This window comes from Mycobacterium sp. TY814 (assembly GCF_030755175.1).
Taxonomy (GTDB): domain Bacteria; phylum Actinomycetota; class Actinomycetes; order Mycobacteriales; family Mycobacteriaceae; genus Mycobacterium.
Genome location: NZ_JAUFRY010000001.1, coordinates 746,522 through 764,085 on the forward strand (window position 1 = coordinate 746,522; position 17,564 = coordinate 764,085).

Genomic DNA, 17,564 nt, shown 5'->3' on the forward strand with positions numbered 1-17,564 from the left:
CGCGCGTGAGATCCAGCGAAATCCGGATCCGCGAGGCCAAGCCGAAGGACTACGCCCGGGTCGCGGCGATGCACTATCCGGTGTGGCGTCGGTCCTGGCAAGGCATCGTGGCCACCCACGTCCTGGACATGATCAGCACGCCGAAGACGTGGGCCGACACGTTCTATCCGACGACGCTCAAGCGGGGCGGCTGGCAGATGTGGATGGCCGAGGCCCGGGGGAAGCTGCTGGGGATGACGCTGTTCGGGCCGGACCTGTCCAACCCCCAGCACATTCAGATCGACGCGCTCTACGTCGTCGACGAGAGCCAGCGCCACGGCATCGGCGGCATGCTGCTGAGCAAGGCGCTACGCACCTATCCGAACAACGACATCATCCTGTGGGCCGCCAACAAGAACGAAAAGGCCCGGAACTTCTACGAAAAGCACGGCTTCACACTCGACGAGCGCACCTACGTATGGAAGCCGCTGCCCGGTGTGACCGTGCCCCACGTGGGTTACCGCCTGTACCGCTCGCTCGGCGAGGAGCCGCTAGAACAGGCAGCGGCGCCCGTCGAGGCACCGGCGAGCATTCCAGCCGTAGTCTCGCTGATCGCGCCACCGGTAACCGCGCCGAGCACAGCACCCGCCGCCTCCCCGATCCGGCCCCACCCGATCGAGGTACCCCAGGCCCACCTCGACGACCTGCGCCATCGGCTCAGCACCGCGCGCTGGCCGGCCGAAATCTCCGGAGCCGACTGGGATTACGGCACCGAACAAGCGTTCCTCAAGAACGTCATCGATCACTGGCTGCACCGCTACGACTGGCGGGGCACCGAGGCCGAAGTCAATGCTGCCGGTTCATTCCTCACCGAGGCCGCCGGCCAGCGGGTGCACTTCCTGCACACCAGGTCAGCCCGTGACGACGCCATTCCGCTGGTCATCACCCATGGCTGGCCGGGTTCGGTGGTGGAGTTCTTCGATGTACTCCCCCTGCTGCAGAAGCGTTTTCATGTGGTGCTGGTGTCGATGCCCGGGTACGGCTTCTCCGGACCTACGAAAGAGCGCGGAGTCGACGTGGCGAAAGTCGCCGCTGCCGTCGCAGACGTGATGGCCCAGTTGGGATATGACCGCTTCCTCGCGCAAGGCGGCGACTGGGGTGCACTGGTCACCCGCCACCTCGGTGAGCACTACCCCAACCACGCGGTCGCGATTCACACCAACATGCTGTTCTCGCCACCCGACCAGAACGACCAGGCACTGCTGGCCGATGTCACCGAACAGGAATGGGCGGCGATCGCGGCGGGCGTGGAACGGGTCAAGGACGGCACCGCGTACATGGAAATCCAGTCCACCCGGCCACATTCGCTGGGTTTCGGCTTGGACGACTCGCCGCTGGGCCTGGCCGGCTGGATACTCGAGAAGTTCCACGCCTGGTGCGATATCTCTGACGGCATGCCCATCAGTACCGATCGGCTGATCGACAACCTGATGTTCTATTGGCTCACCGGCACCGCCACGTCGGCGGCGCGACTGTATTGCGAGTCCGCCCGCGCGGGCACCGGCCCGCTCAGCGACTGGTCCGGCCGTGTCGACGTTCCGACGGGTTACGCCGTCTATCCCGGCGAGATGCTGCAGACTCCGCGCGCATGGGCCGCCGCCCGATACAACCTGGTGCACTACACCGTTCATGAGCGCGGCGGTCATTTCGCCGCGTTCGAGCAGCCACAGGTGTTCGCCGACGACCTGACCAACTACGCCGATGTGCTGGTCGAAAAAGGGGTCTTCTAGGCGTCGATCACCAGGCGGCCGCCGGCCGAGCGGGAGACACAGATCAGCATCTCGTCTGCTGCCTCAGCGGTGCGGCCGCGCCGATCCACCTGCCCGGCAATGACTTTGACCTTGCAGGTGCCGCAGAACCCCTGCTGGCAGGAGTAGGCCGTCATCGGGTCGTGGTCGAGCATCACGTCGAGCGCCGAGCGGTTCGCCGCGACGCTGAGCACCTCCCGCGAGCGGGCCAGCTCCAGCTCGAAGGGAACTCCGTCGACGATCGGGGCCGGGCTGAACCGTTCGTAATGCAGTGGCGCGTCTGCGTGTTCGTTGCGGGCCACCCGGACCGCCTCCAGCATCGCGGCCGGCCCGCAGACGTACACCGCGGTCGTAGGTCCGGCCCCGGCCAGCAGGTCATCCACCGTGGCGATCCCGCCGCGTTCGTCGTCGGCCCACACGGTGACCCGCTCCGGTCCCAGCGCAAGCACTTCGTCCAGCAGCGGCATGTGCTCGCGGCTGCGACCGGCATAGACAGCGCGCCAATTGATTCCGCGCTGAGCAGCCACTCGCATCATCGGCAGGATGGGCGTCACCCCGATGCCGCCGATCACGAACAGCACCTCTCGCTCGGACGTTCCGAGATAGAACGCGTTGCGGGGACCTTCGAACACCAGGGTGTCACCGACGTCGAAGGCGTCGTGCATCTCGATCGACCCGCCGGCACCGTCGGGGATGCGGCGTACCGCGATGCGGTAGTCGGTCCGGCGTCCGGGCGGTCCGCACAGCGAGTACTGCCGCCGCCGGCCCGAGGGCAGCTGCACGTCGATATGCCCACCCGGCGTCCAGGACGGCAGCAACCCCCCGTCCTCGTCGGCCAGCGTCAGGGCGACCACATCGGGGGCGACGAACTCGCGTGCGATGACCCTCGCGCGGTGTGTGCGCGGCACCGGCGTCACCCGCGAAGGCTTCCACCGCGATGCCGCGGCGAGGCCGCCCATCACGGTGCGTATCCCCCACAACACCGTGAAGAAGCGGTCGTGGTCACGACGGCCATAGAGGTCGGCGGGCCTACTCGTCCAAATGCTGTCCGGCACGGTCATTCCCTATTGCTGCCTGATGTCCAGGCGGGCCAGCAACCGAATCGCGGACGGGCTGATGCGCCGCATCGCATACCCGAGCCTGGACTCCGGAGCGACGGGCAGCACCGCCGGACCGGTCCTGACGGCTTTGACGATCGCCTTCGCGGTGGCCTCCGGGGTGTAGTTGCGCCGACGGTAGGCGGCGTCCGCCTTGGCGCGGGCCTGTTCCTGCTGCTGCGCCGACATGCCGGCGTAGACGGTGTTCCTGGCGATATTGGTATTGACGAAACCCGGGCACACGGCCGTGACGGTGATGCCCTCGTCGGCCAGGTCGGCCCGCAGGGCTTCGCTGAATCCCAGCACCGCCGCCTTCGTCGTGCTGTAGGCCACCATCGATTTCGACGGCAGGAAGGCCGCCGCCGACGACAGGTTGATGATGGTTCCGCCCTCGCCGCGCTTGACCATCTGGGCGCCGAAGGCCCGGCTGCCGGTGATGACGCCGCGGACGTTGACCGCCATGATGTCGTCCCAGTGCCGAGGCGAGGTCTCCAGGAACCGGCCGGCCATCCCGATGCCGGCGTTGTTCACCAGGATGTCCACCACACCGTGATCGTTAAACACCTGTGCGGCAAGGTCATTCATCATGCCCTCGTCGGTGACGTCGGCCTGGTAGACGACCGCCTGGGCGCCGGCAGCACGCACGGCGTCCGCCGTTTCGCCGGCGGCGCCGGGGTCGCGGTCCACGATCACGACCTTCGCCGCGCCGTTGCGGGCCAATTCCACCGCGGTCGCACGCCCGATGCCGGAGCCGGCCCCGGTGACCAGGGCCAGCTTGCCGCCCACTTCCCGCGGGCCGGCGCGCACTTCAGATTCGGGCTCGCCGCCGACGACCTGGTCGATCCATTCCGCGGCCAGCCGCGCGATGACGTCGGGTCGCGAGGTGACCACCCAGTGCCCGCCCTGGATCGGGACGACCCTGCCCGTCGGTGGAATCGCGCCGACATACCGTTGCAGCGCCGGGGTGATGAAGAGGTCTTTGCCGGGGATCAGCACCTGCACCGGAACGGCGGTCTGCGGCACCTCGTCGCCCGGCGACACCAGCGGCGCGGGCAGGTTTTCGCGGTACAGGTTCAGGCCGTTGAGGTAATCGCCGAGCGTGCGCTGCGGCGTGATGCGGCGGCTCAGCGTGCTCGACCGCCCGAACCGTTCCAGGCCTTCGACGACTTTCACGCCGAGCCGGGACCGAAAGAACACTTCGGGCAGCCCAGGGCTCAGGAAGAACCCGACGTATACCGACGAACTCGCCTGCCGGGCCACCCGACCGATCTCGCGCGGGCTGCGGGCCGAGCGCACGAACTGACCCATGTGCCGCACGTGCGGCCCCGAAATCGAGGTGAACGAGGCAACTTTGGCCACCACCGCCTCGTCGGTGACCGCCGACCACGCCTGCACCGAGCCCCAGTCGTGTGCGAGCAGATGCACCCGTCCGACGCCCAAGCTGTCGATCACGGTGCCGATGTCGTCGACCAGCTGCGGCAGGGCATATCCGGATCTGCTTGCCGGCGAGGATGATTCACCTGCGCCGCGCACGTCGTAGGCGACCACGTTGTAGCGCTGGGCAAGCAGGTCGGCAACCCCGTCCCAGACGTGATGGTTGTCCGGATAGCCATGAATGGCCAGCACCGTCGGGCGCCCTGGATCGATGTCGTTGTAACGGTGTACGGCCAGCGTGACACCGTCAGATGCGTTGACAGTAGCCATGTTTCAGTGCGAGGCCCGCGCGGCGGGCGACACCGCGAGATAGTCGACGGCGCGCTCCAGCCCACCCAGCTGGGACGGGTGGAAGCCCGGGCGATAGTAGGACCCGACGACACCGATCAGCCGGCGCAGCCCGGGCACCAGCCCGCGCCGTGCGGCGCGCAGGTAGTCGCGCCAGCGCGCCTTGGTGCCGGGCGGCACGCACGGGTCCACCGAGAACATGAACCGCACGCCGCGAATCCACAACAGGGTCAGCACCGGTGTCACGGCCAGCTGGGCCCGCACCTGCCGCCAGTACCCGGCCCGCAGGTGCCGCATGGTGTCGAATGCGACGGCCTTGTGTTCCACCTCTTCGGCGCCGTGCCAGCGCAGCATGTCCAGCATCACCGGGTCGGTACCGACGGCGTCCAGCGCCGGCGAGTCCAGGATCCACTCGCCCAGCACGGCGGTGTAGTGCTCGATCGCCGAGATGAACGCCACCTGCTCGAGCAACCAGGTGTGCTGCCGGCGCACGCTGCGATGCGGCCGCTCCCCCAGGAGCTTTCCGAATAGCCAGCGCACCTGGTCGGTGAACGGCGTCAGATCGATACCCTGCGCGTCGAAGTGGGCCAGCACTCCGGAGTGCGCCTGGGAGTGCATCGCCTCCTGCCCGATGAATCCCTGCACGTCCAGGCGCAGTTGGTCGTCTTTGATCAGCGGCAGCGTCTTCTTGAAGACGTCGACGAAGAATTCCTCACCGGCGGGCAGCAGCAGGTGCAGCACATTGAGGACGTGGGTGGCCATCGGCTGGCCGGGCACGTAGTGGAACGGCAGGTCGGCCCAATCGAAAGAGACGTTGCGCGCCTCGAGAACCAGCCGTTCATGGTCGGCCGGCGCCCTGGCCGAGTCCGACCTCGAATGCGGACCCACCGCCCGATCGTCAACTGTGCTCATCACGGCCCCCTTGCCTCGAGTGGCAAGTGTACTGAAATGCCCCAGGTATGCGATACCCGCGGTACTACCTTTTCTCGGCGCGCTGCTTCAGACGCTGCAGCGTCAGCTCGATGTGCTTGGCGTTGGCCGCCGTCCGATCGGCGACTCCGGTGGCCCTACCTGCCACTTTGGCGAACCAGCCGGGCCGGCGGTCCCAGGTGCTCTCGGTCACCCGGCAGCCGCCGTCGGCCGGCACGATGTCGTACTGCCAGCGTGCGATTGGGAAGATCGTGTGCCGCACGTCGAAAGCGAAGACCTTGCCCGGCTCGGCGTCGGTGACGGTGCATTTCGTCGTCCAGCGTTTGCTGCCGTTCTCGTTGTGGCCGACGAACACCGCCCCCTTGGTGACCGCGGCACCCTTGCGCAGCTCCATCGACACCGCCTCCTCGGCCAGCGCGGCCAGCGTCGGAAGATCGGTAATCAGTCCGTACACCGCCTCCGGGCTGGCGTCGATCTGGACGGTCGCTGTCGCCGAGGGCTGGTTCATGGGCTGATCATAGCCAGGGCGGTCACCGCCGAATCTGCGATGTTTGAGTTGTCTCCGAACGCGCGGCGTGGCTCGCGTCATCCCCGATGTTTCTACACACTGGAAGTCATGCGCATCGGAATTCCGACCGAGACCAAGAACAACGAATTCCGGGTCGCGATCACCCCGGCCGGAGTGGCGGAGTTAGTTCAGCACGGTCATGACGTGCAGGTTCAGGCCGGGGCCGGGGAGGGGTCGGCGATCACCGATGCCGAGTTCAAAGCGGCCGGGGCCGTGCTGGCCGATACCGCGGCCGAGGTGTGGGCCGCGGACCTGGTGTTGAAGGTCAAGGAACCGATGCCCGCCGAATACCCCCACCTACGTTCCGGGCTGGTCCTGTTCACCTACCTGCACCTGGCTGCCTCGCGATCGTGCACCGACGCACTGCTGGCCTCCGGGGCCACCTCGATCGCCTACGAGACGGTCCAGACCGCCGACGGATCGTTACCGCTGCTGGCTCCGATGAGCGAGGTGGCCGGGCGCCTCTCCGCTCAGGTCGGGGCCTATCACCTGATGCGGACTCAGGGCGGCCGCGGCGCCCTGATGGGCGGGGTGCCCGGCGTCAAACCCGCCGACGTCGTGGTGATCGGCGGTGGCACTGCCGGCTACAACGCGGCCCGGGTCGCCAGCGGCATGGGGGCATCGGTGATGGTGCTCGACGTCAACCTGCACAAGCTCCGGCTGCTCGACGCGGAGTTCGCCGGCCGGATCGGCACCCGCTACTCCTCGGCCTACGAGCTGGAGGGCGCCGTCACACGCGCCGACCTGGTGGTCGGCGCGGTGCTCGTGCCCGGCGCGAAGGCGCCCAGCCTGATCCCGAATTCGCTTGTGGCACAGATGAAGCCGGGAGCAGTACTGGTGGACATTTCGATCGACCAGGGTGGCTGCTTCGAAGACTCCCGCCCGACCACCCACGACGATCCGACGTTCACGGTGCACGACACGCTGTTCTACTGCGTGGCCAACATGCCCAGCGCGGTACCCAAGACGTCGACGTACGCGCTGACCATCGCCACCATGCCGTATGTGCGCAAACTGGCCGATCTGGGGTGGCAGGCCGCCTGCCGGTCAGATCCCGCTCTGGCCAAAGGACTTTCGACGCATGCGGGCGAACTGCTGGCCGACCATGTGGCCGAGGACCTGGGCCTGCCGTTCACCGATCCGGCCGGCCTGCTCGCCGGTTAGCGAACCCGGTCAGCAGGCCGGTCAGCAGGCCGGTCAGCGAATGTAGGGGGCCAGCGCGGTGACGATGTCGGCCGCCGGCCCGCTGCGGGTCTCCCGGTAACCCTCGCCCGCCCACAGGTTTGTGCCGTGCGGGTCCTCCATCTCGATCGCCGCCGCGCGGATCGGCTTGGTCATCTGATTGACCTCCGGATATCCAAGCGGCGCAACGTGATCCAGCAGACGGGTGAAATTGTTCGCCAGACCACGGGCATAGCGGCCGGAGAACGCGCGGGTGACGACGGTCGAGTCGAACTCCGGGTTCTTCAGCGCGACCCGGTAGGCCGGGTGCGTGCCGGCCTCGTCGGCCAGCAGCAGCGCGGTGCCCACCTGCGCGGCCACCGCTCCCCTGCGCAACACCGCCGCGATCTGTTCGACGGTGCCCAGCCCGCCGGCCGCGATCATCGGCACATCATGCGCGCTGCCGATCCGGTCCAGCAGCTGGTGCAGCGACTCGGCGCCGGGCTCCATGTCCGGCGCAAACGTGCCGCGGTGGCCTCCGGCCGCGGGGCCCTGGACCACTAGGTTGTCCGCACCTGCGGCGACGGCGATTCCGGCCTCGTAGGCCGACGTCACCGTGACCGACACCAACAGGCCCTGCGCGCTCAGCATCCGGATGACATCCGGCGGCGGCGCCCCGAAGGTGAACGACACCATCTCCGGGCGCACGTCGGCCACGACCTCGAGTTTGCGTTGCCAGTCGTCGTCGTCGCCGTGCACCGGATGACCCACTTCGACGCGGTAGTGGTCGGCGACCTCCTCGAGGTCTTCGGCGTAGTACTCGAGTTGCACCCAGTCGGCGACGCTGGGCTGAGGGACGAACAGGTTGACCCCGACGGGTCCCGTCGTCGCGGCGCGTGCCTTGGCGATATCGTCGGCGAACTGCTCCGCGGTCAGGTAGCCGCCGGCGACCATGCCGAGCCCGCCCGCGTTCGACACCGCCGCGGCCAGCTCGGGGGTCCCAGGGCCGCCAGCCATCGGCGCACCCACGATGGGCGCGGCGATGTCCCAGAAACCCAAAACCATCGGGTTAACTTACCATCGCTCGAAGTTGTTGGGGCAGCGATCGTTTCGTGCTGTACGGGCCGAGGACGGCAGCGCCGTAAGGCTTGTTCAGCAGGCGCCGGGCCACCGCGTTGACCTCGTCGAGGGTGACCTGCTCGATCTTTCGCAGCGTGTGCTCGATGCTGCGGTGGCTGCCGTAGTTCAGCTCGCTGCGACCGATCCGGCTCATCCGGGAGCCGGAGTCTTCCAGGCCCAGCACCAGCCCGCCGCGCAGCGACCCTTTGGCGATCCGGCATTCGTCCTCGGTGATGCCGTCGCGGGCCACCGACTCCAGCACTTCGTTGGTGATCTTCATGACGTCGGCGAAGCGTTCGGGCAGGCAGGCGGCGTACACCGAAAACGCGCCACTGTCGGCGAAGATGTCCAGCGACGAGTAGACCGAGTACGCCAATCCCCGCGCCTCGCGGATCTCCTGGAACAGCCGCGAACTCAGCCCGCCGCCCAGCGCGGTGTGCAACACCGACATCGCCCAGCGGTGCTGCCAGCCGCGGCCCGGCGTGCGGACGCCGAGCGAGACATGCGTCTGCTCGGCGTCTCGACTGCTCATCACCAGGCCGGGGTCGCCGGTCACCCGCCCCGCCCCCTTGCGCGGCGCCACCGGCCGGCGCCCGCGCACCAGGCGGGCCGCGAAATGCTCGCGCGCCAGCGCGACGACCTCGTCGTGGTCGACGTTGCCGGCCACCGCCACGACCATCCGCTCCGGGGTGTACCGGCGCAGGTGGAACGAGTGCAGTTGCGACCGCGACATCGACGACACCGATTGCACGCTGCCGATCACCGGGCGGCCCACCGGGTGGTCACCGAACAGCGCCGTCATGAACATGTCGGCCAGCGCGTCCTCGGGGTCGTCGTCGCGCATTGCGATCTCCTCGAGGACCACATCGCGTTCCAGCTCGACGTCCTCGACGGCACAGCGACCATTGAGCACCACGTCGGCGACCAGGTCGATCGCCAGCGCCAGGTCGGTGTCCAGCACGTGCGCGTAGTAGCACGTGTGTTCCTTGGCGGTGAACGCGTTGAGCTCACCGCCCACGGCGTCCATCGACCGAGCGATGTCTACCGCGGTACGGGTCGGCGTCGACTTGAACAGCAGATGCTCGAGGAAGTGCGCGGCACCGGCCACGGTCGTGCCCTCGTCGCGGGATCCCACCCCGACCCAGACACCGACCGATGCCGAGCGCACCGCGGGCAGATATTCAGTGACGACGCGCAGACCGCCGGGCAGGGTAGTACGACGCACTGCTCCCTTATCCGGGGGCGGAGCGCCCCCGGTGTCAGCTGCTGACCGTCGCGGCATCGGCGGGCGCTGCTCCCGAAGGCTCCGGAGCGGCAGCGGCATCGTCGTCGTCCACCAGAACCAGCGAGATCTTGCCCCGCTTGTCGATGTCGGCGATCTCCACCCGCAGCTTGTCGCCGACGTTGACCACGTCCTCGACCTTGGCGATCCGCTTGCCCTTGCCGAGTTTGGAGATGTGGACCAGACCGTCGCGTCCCGGCAGCAGCGACACGAACGCACCGAAATCGGTGGTCTTGACCACGGTTCCGAGGAACCGCTCCCCGACCGTCGGCAGCTGCGGGTTGGCGATGGCGTTGATGCGGTCGATCGCGGCCTGGGCCGAGGGACCGTCGGTGGCCCCGACGAACACGGTGCCGTCGTCCTCGATGGAGATCTGCGCGCCGGTCTCCTCGGTGATCGCGTTGATGACCTTGCCCTTGGGGCCGATGACCTCACCGATCTTGTCCACCGGCACCTTGATGGTGGTGACCCGGGGGGCGTACGGGCTCATCTCGTCGGGACGGTCGATGGCCTCGGCCATGACCTCGAGAATGGTGAGCCGGGCGTCCTTGGCCTGCGCGAGCGCGCCGGCGAGGACCTTCGAGGGGATCCCGTCGAGCTTGGTGTCCAGCTGCAGCGCGGTGACGAAGTCCTTGGTGCCGGCGCACTTGAAGTCCATGTCGCCGAACGCGTCCTCGGCGCCCAGGATGTCGGTCAGGGTGACGTAGCGGGTTTCTCCTTCGACGTCGTCAGAGACCAGGCCCATCGCGATGCCGGCCACCGGCGCCTTGAGCGGCACCCCGGCATTGAGCAGCGCCAGCGTGGACGCGCAGACCGAGCCCATCGACGTCGAGCCGTTGGAGCCCAGGGCCTCCGACACCTGCCGGATCGCATACGGGAACTCCTCGACGCTGGGCAGCACCGGGATCAGAGCCCGCTCGGCCAGCGCGCCGTGCCCGATCTCACGCCTCTTGGGCGAACCGACCCGGCCGGTCTCGCCGGTGGAGAACGGCGGGAAGTTGTAGTGGTGCATGTAGCGCTTGGAGGTTTCCGGCCCGAGCGAGTCGATCTGCTGGGCCATCTTGACCATGTCCAGGGTGGTCACACCCAGGATCTGGGTCTCGCCGCGCTCGAACAGCGCGCTGCCATGCGCCCGCGGAACGACAGCGACCTCGGCCGACAACGCGCGGATGTCGGTGATGCCGCGCCCGTCGATGCGGAAGTGGTCGGTGAGGATGCGCTGGCGGACCAGTTTCTTGGTCAGCGAGCGGAACGCGGCGCCGATCTCTTTCTCCCGGCCCTCATAGGTGCCGGCCAGTCGCTCGACCACCTGGGTCTTGAGCTCGTCGGTGCGCTTGTCACGCTCGGCCTTGCCGCCGATCGACAGTGCCTCGGTGAGTTCGTCGGTGGCCACCGATGCCACCGAGTAGTAGACGTCGTCCTCGTAGTCGGGGAACGTCGGGTAGTCGCGCGTGTCTTTCGCGGCCGCCTCGGCCAGTTCCTGCTGCGCCGTGCACAGGGCGGCGATGAACGGCTTGGCCGCCTCCAGCCCTTCGGCGACCACGGTCTCGGTCGGCGCCTGGGCGCCGCCCTCGACGAGCTCGATGACCTTCTCGGTGGCTTCGGCCTCGACCATCATGATCGCGACGTCCCCGTCGACTTTGCGGCCGGCGACGACCATGTCGAACACCGCACGATCGAGCTGCTCGACGGTGGGGAAGGCAACCCAGGTGCCGTCGATGAGCGCCACCCGGACGCCGCCGACCGGTCCGGAGAACGGCAGGCCGGAAATCTGGGTGGACGCCGACGCGGCGTTGATCGCCACGACGTCGTACAGGTCGTTGGGGTCCAGGCTCAAGACCGTCACGACGACCTGGATCTCGTTGCGCAAGCCGTCGACGAAGGACGGGCGCAGCGGCCGGTCGATCAGCCGGCAGGTCAGAATCGCGTCGGTGGAGGGCCGGCCCTCCCGACGGAAGAACGACCCCGGGATACGTCCCGCGGCGTACATCCGCTCTTCGACATCGATGGTCAGGGGGAAGAAGTCGAAATGTTCCTTCGGGTTCTTGCTGGCGGTGGTCGCCGACAGCAGCATGTTCTCGTCGTCGAGGTAAGCGACCACCGAGCCGGCAGCCTGTAAAGCCAGGCGTCCCGTCTCGAACCGGATGGTGCGGGTGCCGAAGCTCCCGTTGTCGATGGTGGCGGTGGACTCGAAGACGCCTTCTTCGATTTCAGTCGCAGACATAACGTCAGTGCGGCCTCTCTGGTTATTCAGCTGTTTCGCAAGTCGGTGCGCGAGCAAACCAGGGAGCAGTGTCTGAATGCGGCTACGGCCATCGATCGAAGCTGCCGACCTGCCCCAGATCCTGGGAGCCCGGCAGCCACTACCGAAGACCGCCCGATACAGAGCTGCTTCCCGTGACACGCGTGGCGACTCGCTGGAACGGCGCACGCGGATCTGCGCGAACCGCACCAAGGTGCTCGGGCCGAACAGGCCCAGAACGTCCTCACTCTACACCGAGCTAACTCCGGGTACTGGAAACATGGGGGCACAACCCGCCACCCTGTGCGTCCGACCTCTAGCTCCGGGGTGCGCTGCTGATGTCCTCGACGCACACGGCGAACCGCCGCTGGGAATACGTGTAGCCCAGGCCGCTGGTGCACTGATCCACCGAGACGGGTGGGTCCAAGTCTCTGAGGATCTGGGTGGCGCGCTGCCGGTTGGGCACCGAGACGTCGTTGCAGTCGACGCGGAAGGGATCGGCGATGTGGTGTGGATCCACGCTCATGCAGCCACCGATCACCCAGTCGATGTCCAGGCAGACGGTAGCGTCCGAGCCGCTGATCGAGTTGTGGGTCGAGTACGACGAATCGACGTCAGACGGGCACTGGGCCCGGTCTTTCACGACAGCGACAACTTTGAAGTTGGACTCCGGGCTCCCGCACGGCGCCTTGGCTGCCTGCGGCTGAGCAGCGGTGCCGCCAAGCCGCAGACAGTCCCCCACTGTGAATTCACTCAGGTCGGAGCCACTTTTCCCCGCCGAACACCCGGTCACTGCGCCGACGACGACGGCCACGATGAGGGCCGCGACGGCGCCTGACGCGCCACGGGTCAGCGGCGCAGACCCAGCCGCTCGATCAGCGAACGGTAGCGCTCCACGTCGACCTGGGTCAGGTACTTGACCAGGCGCTTGCGGCGGCCGACGAGCAGCAGCAGGCCGCGGCGCGAGTGGTGGTCATGCTTGTGGACCTTGAGGTGCTCGGTGAGGTCGGCGATGCGCTTGGTCAGCAGCGCGATCTGCGCCTCCGGGGATCCGGTGTCGGTCTCGTGCAGTCCGTAGGACTTCAGAATTTCTTTCTTCTGCTCGGCAGTAAGCGCCACGAAAACATCTCCATCAATAGGTCCGCGATCAAGGATTTTCACAGCGCGGCCACCGCGAACCGCAGCACGCGCCGATGTCGTCGGGCAGTCTAGCAGGGCTCAGGGCTGGTTCAGCAGGCCGCGGGTGCGCTCGGTGTCCCTGCCGATCTCCTCGACCAGGTCGGCGATCGAGTCATATCTCTGCTGACCGCGAATCCGCGCGACGAAGTCCAGCGCCACATGCTGGCCGTACAGGTCGGCGCTGGTGTCCAGGACGAAGGCCTCCACGGTGCGGGTCCGCCCGGAGAATGTCGGGTTGGTGCCGACGGACACCGCGGCCTGGTACCGCTCACCAGGAATCACGGTGCCGGTCACCGGCCCGTGCCCGAGCACCGTGAACCATGCCGCGTACACGCCGTCGGCCGGAATGGCGGAATACATCGGCGGCGCCACATTCGCGGTGGGAAACCCAAGTTCGGACCCCCGGCCGTAGCCTCGCACCACGACGCCTTCGACCCGGTGCGGGCGGCCCAGCGCTTCGGTAGCCGCCAGCACGTCGCCGGCGTCCACGCAGGACCTGATGTAGGTCGAAGAGAACGTCACGGTCTCGTTGCTGTGGTGCTCGGACAGCAGCGACATCGCTTCCACCGCGAACCCGAACCGGTCACCGGCCTTGCGCAGGGTTTCGACGCTGCCGGCCGCCTTCTTGCCGAAGGTGAAATTCTCACCCACCACCACCTCCACCACGTGCAGGTGTTCTACCAGCAGCTCGTGGATGTAGCGGTCCGGCGTGAGCTTCATGAAATCGGTGGTGAAGGGCATCACCAGGAAGACGTCGATGCCCAGCTCCTCGACGAGTTCGGCCCGCCGCGTCAGCGTCGTCAGCTGGGCCGGGTGGCTGCCCGGATAAACGACCTCCATCGGATGGGGGTCGAAGGTCATCAGCACCGACGGCACGCCGCGGGCGCGGCCCGCCTTGACCGCATGCGCGATCAACTCGGCGTGCCCTCGGTGCACCCCGTCGAAGACCCCTATGGTCAGCACACATCGGCCCCAGTCTGTGGGGATCTCGTCCTGGCCGCGCCACCGCTGCACGCCGCAAGCCTATCGGGTGTCCGGTAGGCCGCTTTCATACCGAGGCCGCGTCCACGCCGGAGACTGCTCGGCGGGTCCGCTCCTGGGCGCAGACGCGATGTCGTGGGTGCAGGCTCGGCGCCCACGGCGCCGGATTAGGCGTGGATTGCCTAAGATTTGTGGTTGTGAGGGCTGACGACGAGCCTGGCGGGCTCACCCCGGTTGCCCAGGACTATTTGAAAGTCATTTGGACTGTCCAGGAGTGGTCCCCCGACGGGGTTCCACAGAAGGTGAGCACCAAGATGCTCGCCGAGAAGATCGGGGTGTCCGCCAGCACCGCATCGGAGTCCATCCGCAAGCTCGCCGAGCAGGGGCTGGTGAACCACGAGAAGTACGGCGCGGTGACGCTGACGGAATCTGGCCGGCGGGCGGCGCTGGGCATGGTGCGCCGGCACCGGCTGCTGGAGACGTTCCTGGTCAACGAGCTGGGATACGGCTGGGACGAGGTGCACGACGAGGCCGAGGTGCTCGAGCACGCGGTGTCCGACCGGCTGGTGGCGCGCATCGACGCCAAGCTGGGCTACCCCCACCGCGACCCGCACGGCGACCCGATACCGGCCACCGACGGGCAGGTGCCGACGCCACCGGCGCGTCAGCTGTGGGCCTGCCGCGACGGCGACACCGGCAAGGTGGCCCGCATTTCCGACGCCGACCCGGAAATGTTGCGGTACTTCGACAGCGTGGGAATCAACCTGGATTCACAGCTGCAGGTGCTCACGCGCCGCGAGTTCGCCGGCATGATCTCGGTGGCGGTGTCGTCGGGCGACGGGGCGACGGCCACCGTCGAGCTGGGCAGCCCGGCCGCGCGGGCGATCTGGGTAGTGGGCTAGCGGCGTGTGTGGCGTTCTCGCCTTCGCCGAGCGGACGGTCTCTCAGCCCGACAGCAGCCCCTTGGCGATGTGGGTCACCTGAACCTCGTTGCTGCCGGCGTAAATCATCAATGACTTCGCATCGCGCGCAAGCTGTTCCACGCGGTACTCCGCCATGTAGCCGTTGCCGCCGAACAATTGCACGGCGTCCATCGCGACGTCGGTGGCGGCCTCGGAGCTGTACAGCTTGATCGCCGATGCCTCGGCGAGTGTCAGCGGTTTGCCGGCCTGCTGGCGCTCGATGGTGTGAAACACCATGTTCTGCACGTTCATCCGGGCGATCTCCATCCTGGCCAGTTTCAGCTGGATCAGCTGGAACTGCCCGATGTTCTTGCCCCACAACGTGCGACTCTTCGCGTAGTCCACGCACAACCGGTGGCATTCGTTGATGATGCCCAGCGCCATCATCGCAATGCCGATCCGTTCGGCGGCGAAGTTGGCCCGGGCGCTCTCCCGGCCGTCGCCGTCGCCGGGCTGCTCACTTTCGCCCAGCAACCGGTCGGGACTCAGCCGGACGTTGTCGAAGAACAACTCCCCCGTCGGCGAGGACATCATGCCCATCTTCTTGAACGGCTTGCCCTGGGTGAGGCCGGGCATCCCGGAATCGAGCACGAACACCAGCACCGGCCGGTTGCGTGGGTCCGTGGCGGAAGCACCGGCCGCATCGTCGGCGAGCTTGGCGTAGACGACCAGCACATCGGCGTACGGCCCGTTGGTGATGAACGTCTTCTGGCCGTTGAGGATGTAGTCCTGGCCATCCCGTTTGACATAGGTCTTCATTCCGCCGAATGCGTCCGAGCCGGAATCCGGTTCGGTGATGGCCCAGGCAGCGATCTTGTTCAGCGTCATCAAATCGGGCAGCCAGCGCTCCTTCTGAGCCAGGGTGCCGCGGCTCATGATGGTCGCCGCACCCAGGCCCAGGCTCACCGACGCCGTGCTCAGCAGCCCGATGCTGACCCGGGCGATCTCGGACACCAGCACCGCGACCATCGAGCCCTGGGCGCCGAAACCGTCTGCACTGTCAGCTTTTTCGGGCTCGGAGTCACCGTCCTTGCTGGCGCGCTCGCGGTCGAGCATCTTCTTCACCGATTCCGCGGCCAGCACATCGAGACCGAACTGGCTGAACAGTTTGCGCGCGATCGGGTAAGGCGGCATTTCGCCGGTTTCCAGGGCATCCAGGTTGGGCCGGATCTCCTTGTCCACGAACTGACGGACGGTGTCGCGCACCATCAGATCGGTTTCGGACCACTCGATCACAGCTCAGCGCTCGGCGCGCTGGTAGGCGGTGACGACGGCCGCGCCACCCAGCCCGATGTTGTGCTGCAGGGCGGCGCTGACGTTGTCCACCTGGCGCTTGTCCGCGGTTCCGCGCAGTTGCCAGGTGAGCTCGGAACACTGCGCCAGCCCCGTCGCACCGAGCGGGTGGCCCTTGGAGATCAGCCCGCCCGACGGGTTGACCACCCAGCGTCCGCCGTAGGTGGTCTGGTTGTCGTCGATCAGCTTGGGCGCCTCGCCCTCGCCGCACAGGCCGAGGGCTTCGTAGAGCAGCAGCTCGTTGGCGGAGAAGCAGTCGTGCAGTTCGATCACCTGAAAGTCGTCGGGACCGAGCCCCGACTGCTGGTAAACCTGTTGGGCGGCTTGCACATTCATGTCGTAGCCGATGATGTTGCGGGCGCTGCCGTCGAACGTGGAGCCGAAATCGGTGGTCATCGACTGCCCGACGATCTCCACCGCCTGCCCGGCCAGGTCATGCCGGGCGACGTAATCCTCGCTGGCCAGCACCACCGCCGCCGATCCGTCCGAGGTCGGTGAGCACTGCAGTTTGGTGAGTGGGTCGGAGATCATCTTCGCGGCCAGGATGTCATCGAGGGTGTACTCGTCCTGGAACTGGGCGTAGGGGTTGTTCACCGAATGCTTGTGGTTCTTGAAGCCGATCTTGGCGAAATGCTCAGCCGTGGTGCCGTACTTCTTCATGTGCTCGCGGCCGGCCGCGCCGAACATCCAGGGCGCCACCGGAAAGGCGAACTCGTCGATCTCGGCCAGCGCCTTGACGTGCCGGCCCAGCGGGGACTCCCGGTCGTTGGCGCCGCCCTGCAAGGAGCCCGGCTGCATCTTTTCGAAGCCCAGCGCCAGCACGCAGTCGGCCAGCCCGCCGCGAATGGCCTGCGCGCCCAGATACAGCGCGGTGGACCCGGTGGAGCAATTGTTGTTGACGTTGACGATCGGGATCCCGGTCATGCCGAGCTCGTAGAGAGCCCGCTGTCCGCAGGTGGAGTCGCCGGCCACGTATCCAACGAAACCCTGTTCGATCTCGGGGTAGTCGATGCCCGCGTCCTGCAGCGCTTTGGTGCCGGATTCCTTGGCCATCTGCGGGTAGTCCCAGCCTTCACGCCGGCCCGGCTTCTCGAACTTCGTCATGCCCACGCCCACGACGAAAACCTTGTTACGACTCTTAGCAGGCACCTTTGCCCCCTCGGCTTGATCGACTTGTCTCCCAGTGTGCAACTCGGCTGACCAAGACGGCCGACCGGGGGCGGTCCAACGTCGAGGCTGAA

At 67.3% G+C, this 17,564-nt stretch carries 15 protein-coding genes; 3 read left to right on the top strand and 12 right to left on the bottom strand.

The features are described 5' to 3' along the window. Positions 1 to 5 precede the first annotated feature (5 nt). Positions 6 to 1,769 carry an alpha/beta fold hydrolase gene (locus tag QXH22_RS03040; RefSeq protein WP_306274898.1) on the top strand — a complete coding sequence of 588 codons (1,764 nt, stop codon included), beginning with the start codon at positions 6 to 8 and terminating at the stop codon, positions 1,767 to 1,769. On the opposite strand, the gene QXH22_RS03045 is transcribed toward QXH22_RS03040, so the two are convergent. From QXH22_RS03045 to QXH22_RS03060, 4 genes are all read right to left on the bottom strand, one after another. Then, positions 1,766 to 2,848 (bottom strand): PDR/VanB family oxidoreductase, encoded by a 1,083-nt coding sequence (locus QXH22_RS03045; RefSeq protein ID WP_306274899.1) that lies wholly within the window; start codon positions 2,846 to 2,848, stop codon positions 1,766 to 1,768. The two genes, QXH22_RS03040 and QXH22_RS03045, sit on opposite strands and share 4 nt — an antisense overlap. Positions 2,849 to 2,851: 3 nt before the next feature. After that, a complete protein-coding gene (locus QXH22_RS03050; RefSeq protein WP_306274900.1) occupies positions 2,852 to 4,588 on the bottom strand; it encodes an SDR family oxidoreductase in 1,737 nt (578 codons plus the stop codon). 3 nt (positions 4,589 to 4,591) lie between these two features. After that, positions 4,592 to 5,518, bottom strand: a complete 927-nt coding sequence (locus QXH22_RS03055) for a metal-dependent hydrolase (protein WP_306274901.1) — start codon at positions 5,516 to 5,518, stop codon at positions 4,592 to 4,594. Between the two features lie 64 nt (positions 5,519 to 5,582). After that, positions 5,583 to 6,044 (bottom strand): SRPBCC family protein, encoded by a 462-nt coding sequence (locus QXH22_RS03060; protein WP_306241285.1) that lies wholly within the window; start codon positions 6,042 to 6,044, stop codon positions 5,583 to 5,585. Between the two features lie 108 nt (positions 6,045 to 6,152). Between QXH22_RS03060 and ald the strand changes: the two genes are divergently transcribed. Next, positions 6,153 to 7,268, top strand: coding sequence for an alanine dehydrogenase (ald, locus tag QXH22_RS03065; RefSeq protein ID WP_306274902.1), 1,116 nt, complete (start codon positions 6,153 to 6,155; stop codon positions 7,266 to 7,268). A 33-nt stretch (positions 7,269 to 7,301) separates the two neighbouring features. On the opposite strand, the gene QXH22_RS03070 is transcribed toward ald, so the two are convergent. The 6 genes from QXH22_RS03070 to QXH22_RS03095 all read right to left on the bottom strand — a co-directional run bounded on the left by QXH22_RS03070 (position 7,302) and on the right by QXH22_RS03095 (position 14,101). After that, complete coding sequence (locus QXH22_RS03070; protein WP_306241287.1) at positions 7,302 to 8,330, bottom strand: nitronate monooxygenase; 1,029 nt, start codon at positions 8,328 to 8,330, stop codon at positions 7,302 to 7,304. A gap of 4 nt (positions 8,331 to 8,334) precedes the next feature. Beyond that, on the bottom strand, positions 8,335 to 9,666 hold the full coding sequence (locus QXH22_RS03075) for a pitrilysin family protein (protein WP_306274903.1): 1,332 nt from the start codon (positions 9,664 to 9,666) through the stop codon (positions 8,335 to 8,337). After that, on the bottom strand, positions 9,644 to 11,890 hold the full coding sequence (locus tag QXH22_RS03080; RefSeq protein WP_306274904.1) for a polyribonucleotide nucleotidyltransferase: 2,247 nt from the start codon (positions 11,888 to 11,890) through the stop codon (positions 9,644 to 9,646). The genes QXH22_RS03075 and QXH22_RS03080 overlap by 23 nt, the downstream gene beginning before the upstream one ends. A 334-nt stretch (positions 11,891 to 12,224) precedes the next feature. Next, positions 12,225 to 12,761: a hypothetical protein gene (locus QXH22_RS03085; protein ID WP_306275950.1), complete on the bottom strand. Its 537-nt coding sequence runs from the start codon at positions 12,759 to 12,761 to the stop codon at positions 12,225 to 12,227. Beyond that, positions 12,758 to 13,027, bottom strand: coding sequence for a 30S ribosomal protein S15 (rpsO, locus tag QXH22_RS03090; RefSeq protein ID WP_036354818.1), 270 nt, complete (start codon positions 13,025 to 13,027; stop codon positions 12,758 to 12,760). The genes QXH22_RS03085 and rpsO overlap by 4 nt, the downstream gene beginning before the upstream one ends. 99 nt (positions 13,028 to 13,126) lie before the next feature. Next, the gene (locus QXH22_RS03095; protein WP_306241290.1) at positions 13,127 to 14,101 is read right to left on the bottom strand and encodes a bifunctional riboflavin kinase/FAD synthetase; all 975 of its coding nucleotides are present in this window, start codon (positions 14,099 to 14,101) and stop codon (positions 13,127 to 13,129) included. A gap of 164 nt (positions 14,102 to 14,265) precedes the next feature. On the opposite strand from QXH22_RS03095, the gene mntR reads away from it, so the two are divergent. Next, complete coding sequence (gene mntR / locus QXH22_RS03100; RefSeq protein ID WP_306274905.1) at positions 14,266 to 14,970, top strand: manganese-binding transcriptional regulator MntR; 705 nt, start codon at positions 14,266 to 14,268, stop codon at positions 14,968 to 14,970. 42 nt (positions 14,971 to 15,012) lie between these two features. Here mntR and QXH22_RS03105 read toward each other — a convergent pair whose 3' ends face one another. Both QXH22_RS03105 and QXH22_RS03110 read right to left on the bottom strand, forming a co-directional pair. Next, positions 15,013 to 16,266 (bottom strand): acyl-CoA dehydrogenase family protein, encoded by a 1,254-nt coding sequence (locus QXH22_RS03105; RefSeq protein ID WP_306274906.1) that lies wholly within the window; start codon positions 16,264 to 16,266, stop codon positions 15,013 to 15,015. Positions 16,267 to 16,269: 3 nt separating this feature from the next. Next, a complete protein-coding gene (locus QXH22_RS03110; RefSeq protein ID WP_306274907.1) occupies positions 16,270 to 17,472 on the bottom strand; it encodes a lipid-transfer protein in 1,203 nt (400 codons plus the stop codon). Positions 17,473 to 17,564 lie beyond the last annotated feature (92 nt).

Excerpts from the sequence above, each read along its gene's own strand:
- QXH22_RS03075 (WP_306274903.1), bottom strand. The coding sequence starts at position 9,666 with ATGCCGCGACGGTCAGCAGCTGACACCGGGGGCGCTCCGCCCCCGGAT.
- QXH22_RS03045 (WP_306274899.1), bottom strand. The coding sequence starts at position 2,848 with ATGACCGTGCCGGACAGCATTTGGACGAGTAGGCCCGCCGACCTCTAT.
- QXH22_RS03055 (WP_306274901.1), bottom strand. The coding sequence starts at position 5,518 with ATGAGCACAGTTGACGATCGGGCGGTGGGTCCGCATTCGAGGTCGGAC.
- QXH22_RS03050 (WP_306274900.1), bottom strand. The coding sequence starts at position 4,588 with ATGGCTACTGTCAACGCATCTGACGGTGTCACGCTGGCCGTACACCGT.
- QXH22_RS03060 (WP_306241285.1), bottom strand. The coding sequence starts at position 6,044 with ATGAACCAGCCCTCGGCGACAGCGACCGTCCAGATCGACGCCAGCCCG.
- QXH22_RS03080 (WP_306274904.1), bottom strand. The coding sequence starts at position 11,890 with ATGTCTGCGACTGAAATCGAAGAAGGCGTCTTCGAGTCCACCGCCACC.
- QXH22_RS03070 (WP_306241287.1), bottom strand. The coding sequence starts at position 8,330 with ATGGTTTTGGGTTTCTGGGACATCGCCGCGCCCATCGTGGGTGCGCCG.
- ald (WP_306274902.1), top strand. The coding sequence starts at position 6,153 with ATGCGCATCGGAATTCCGACCGAGACCAAGAACAACGAATTCCGGGTC.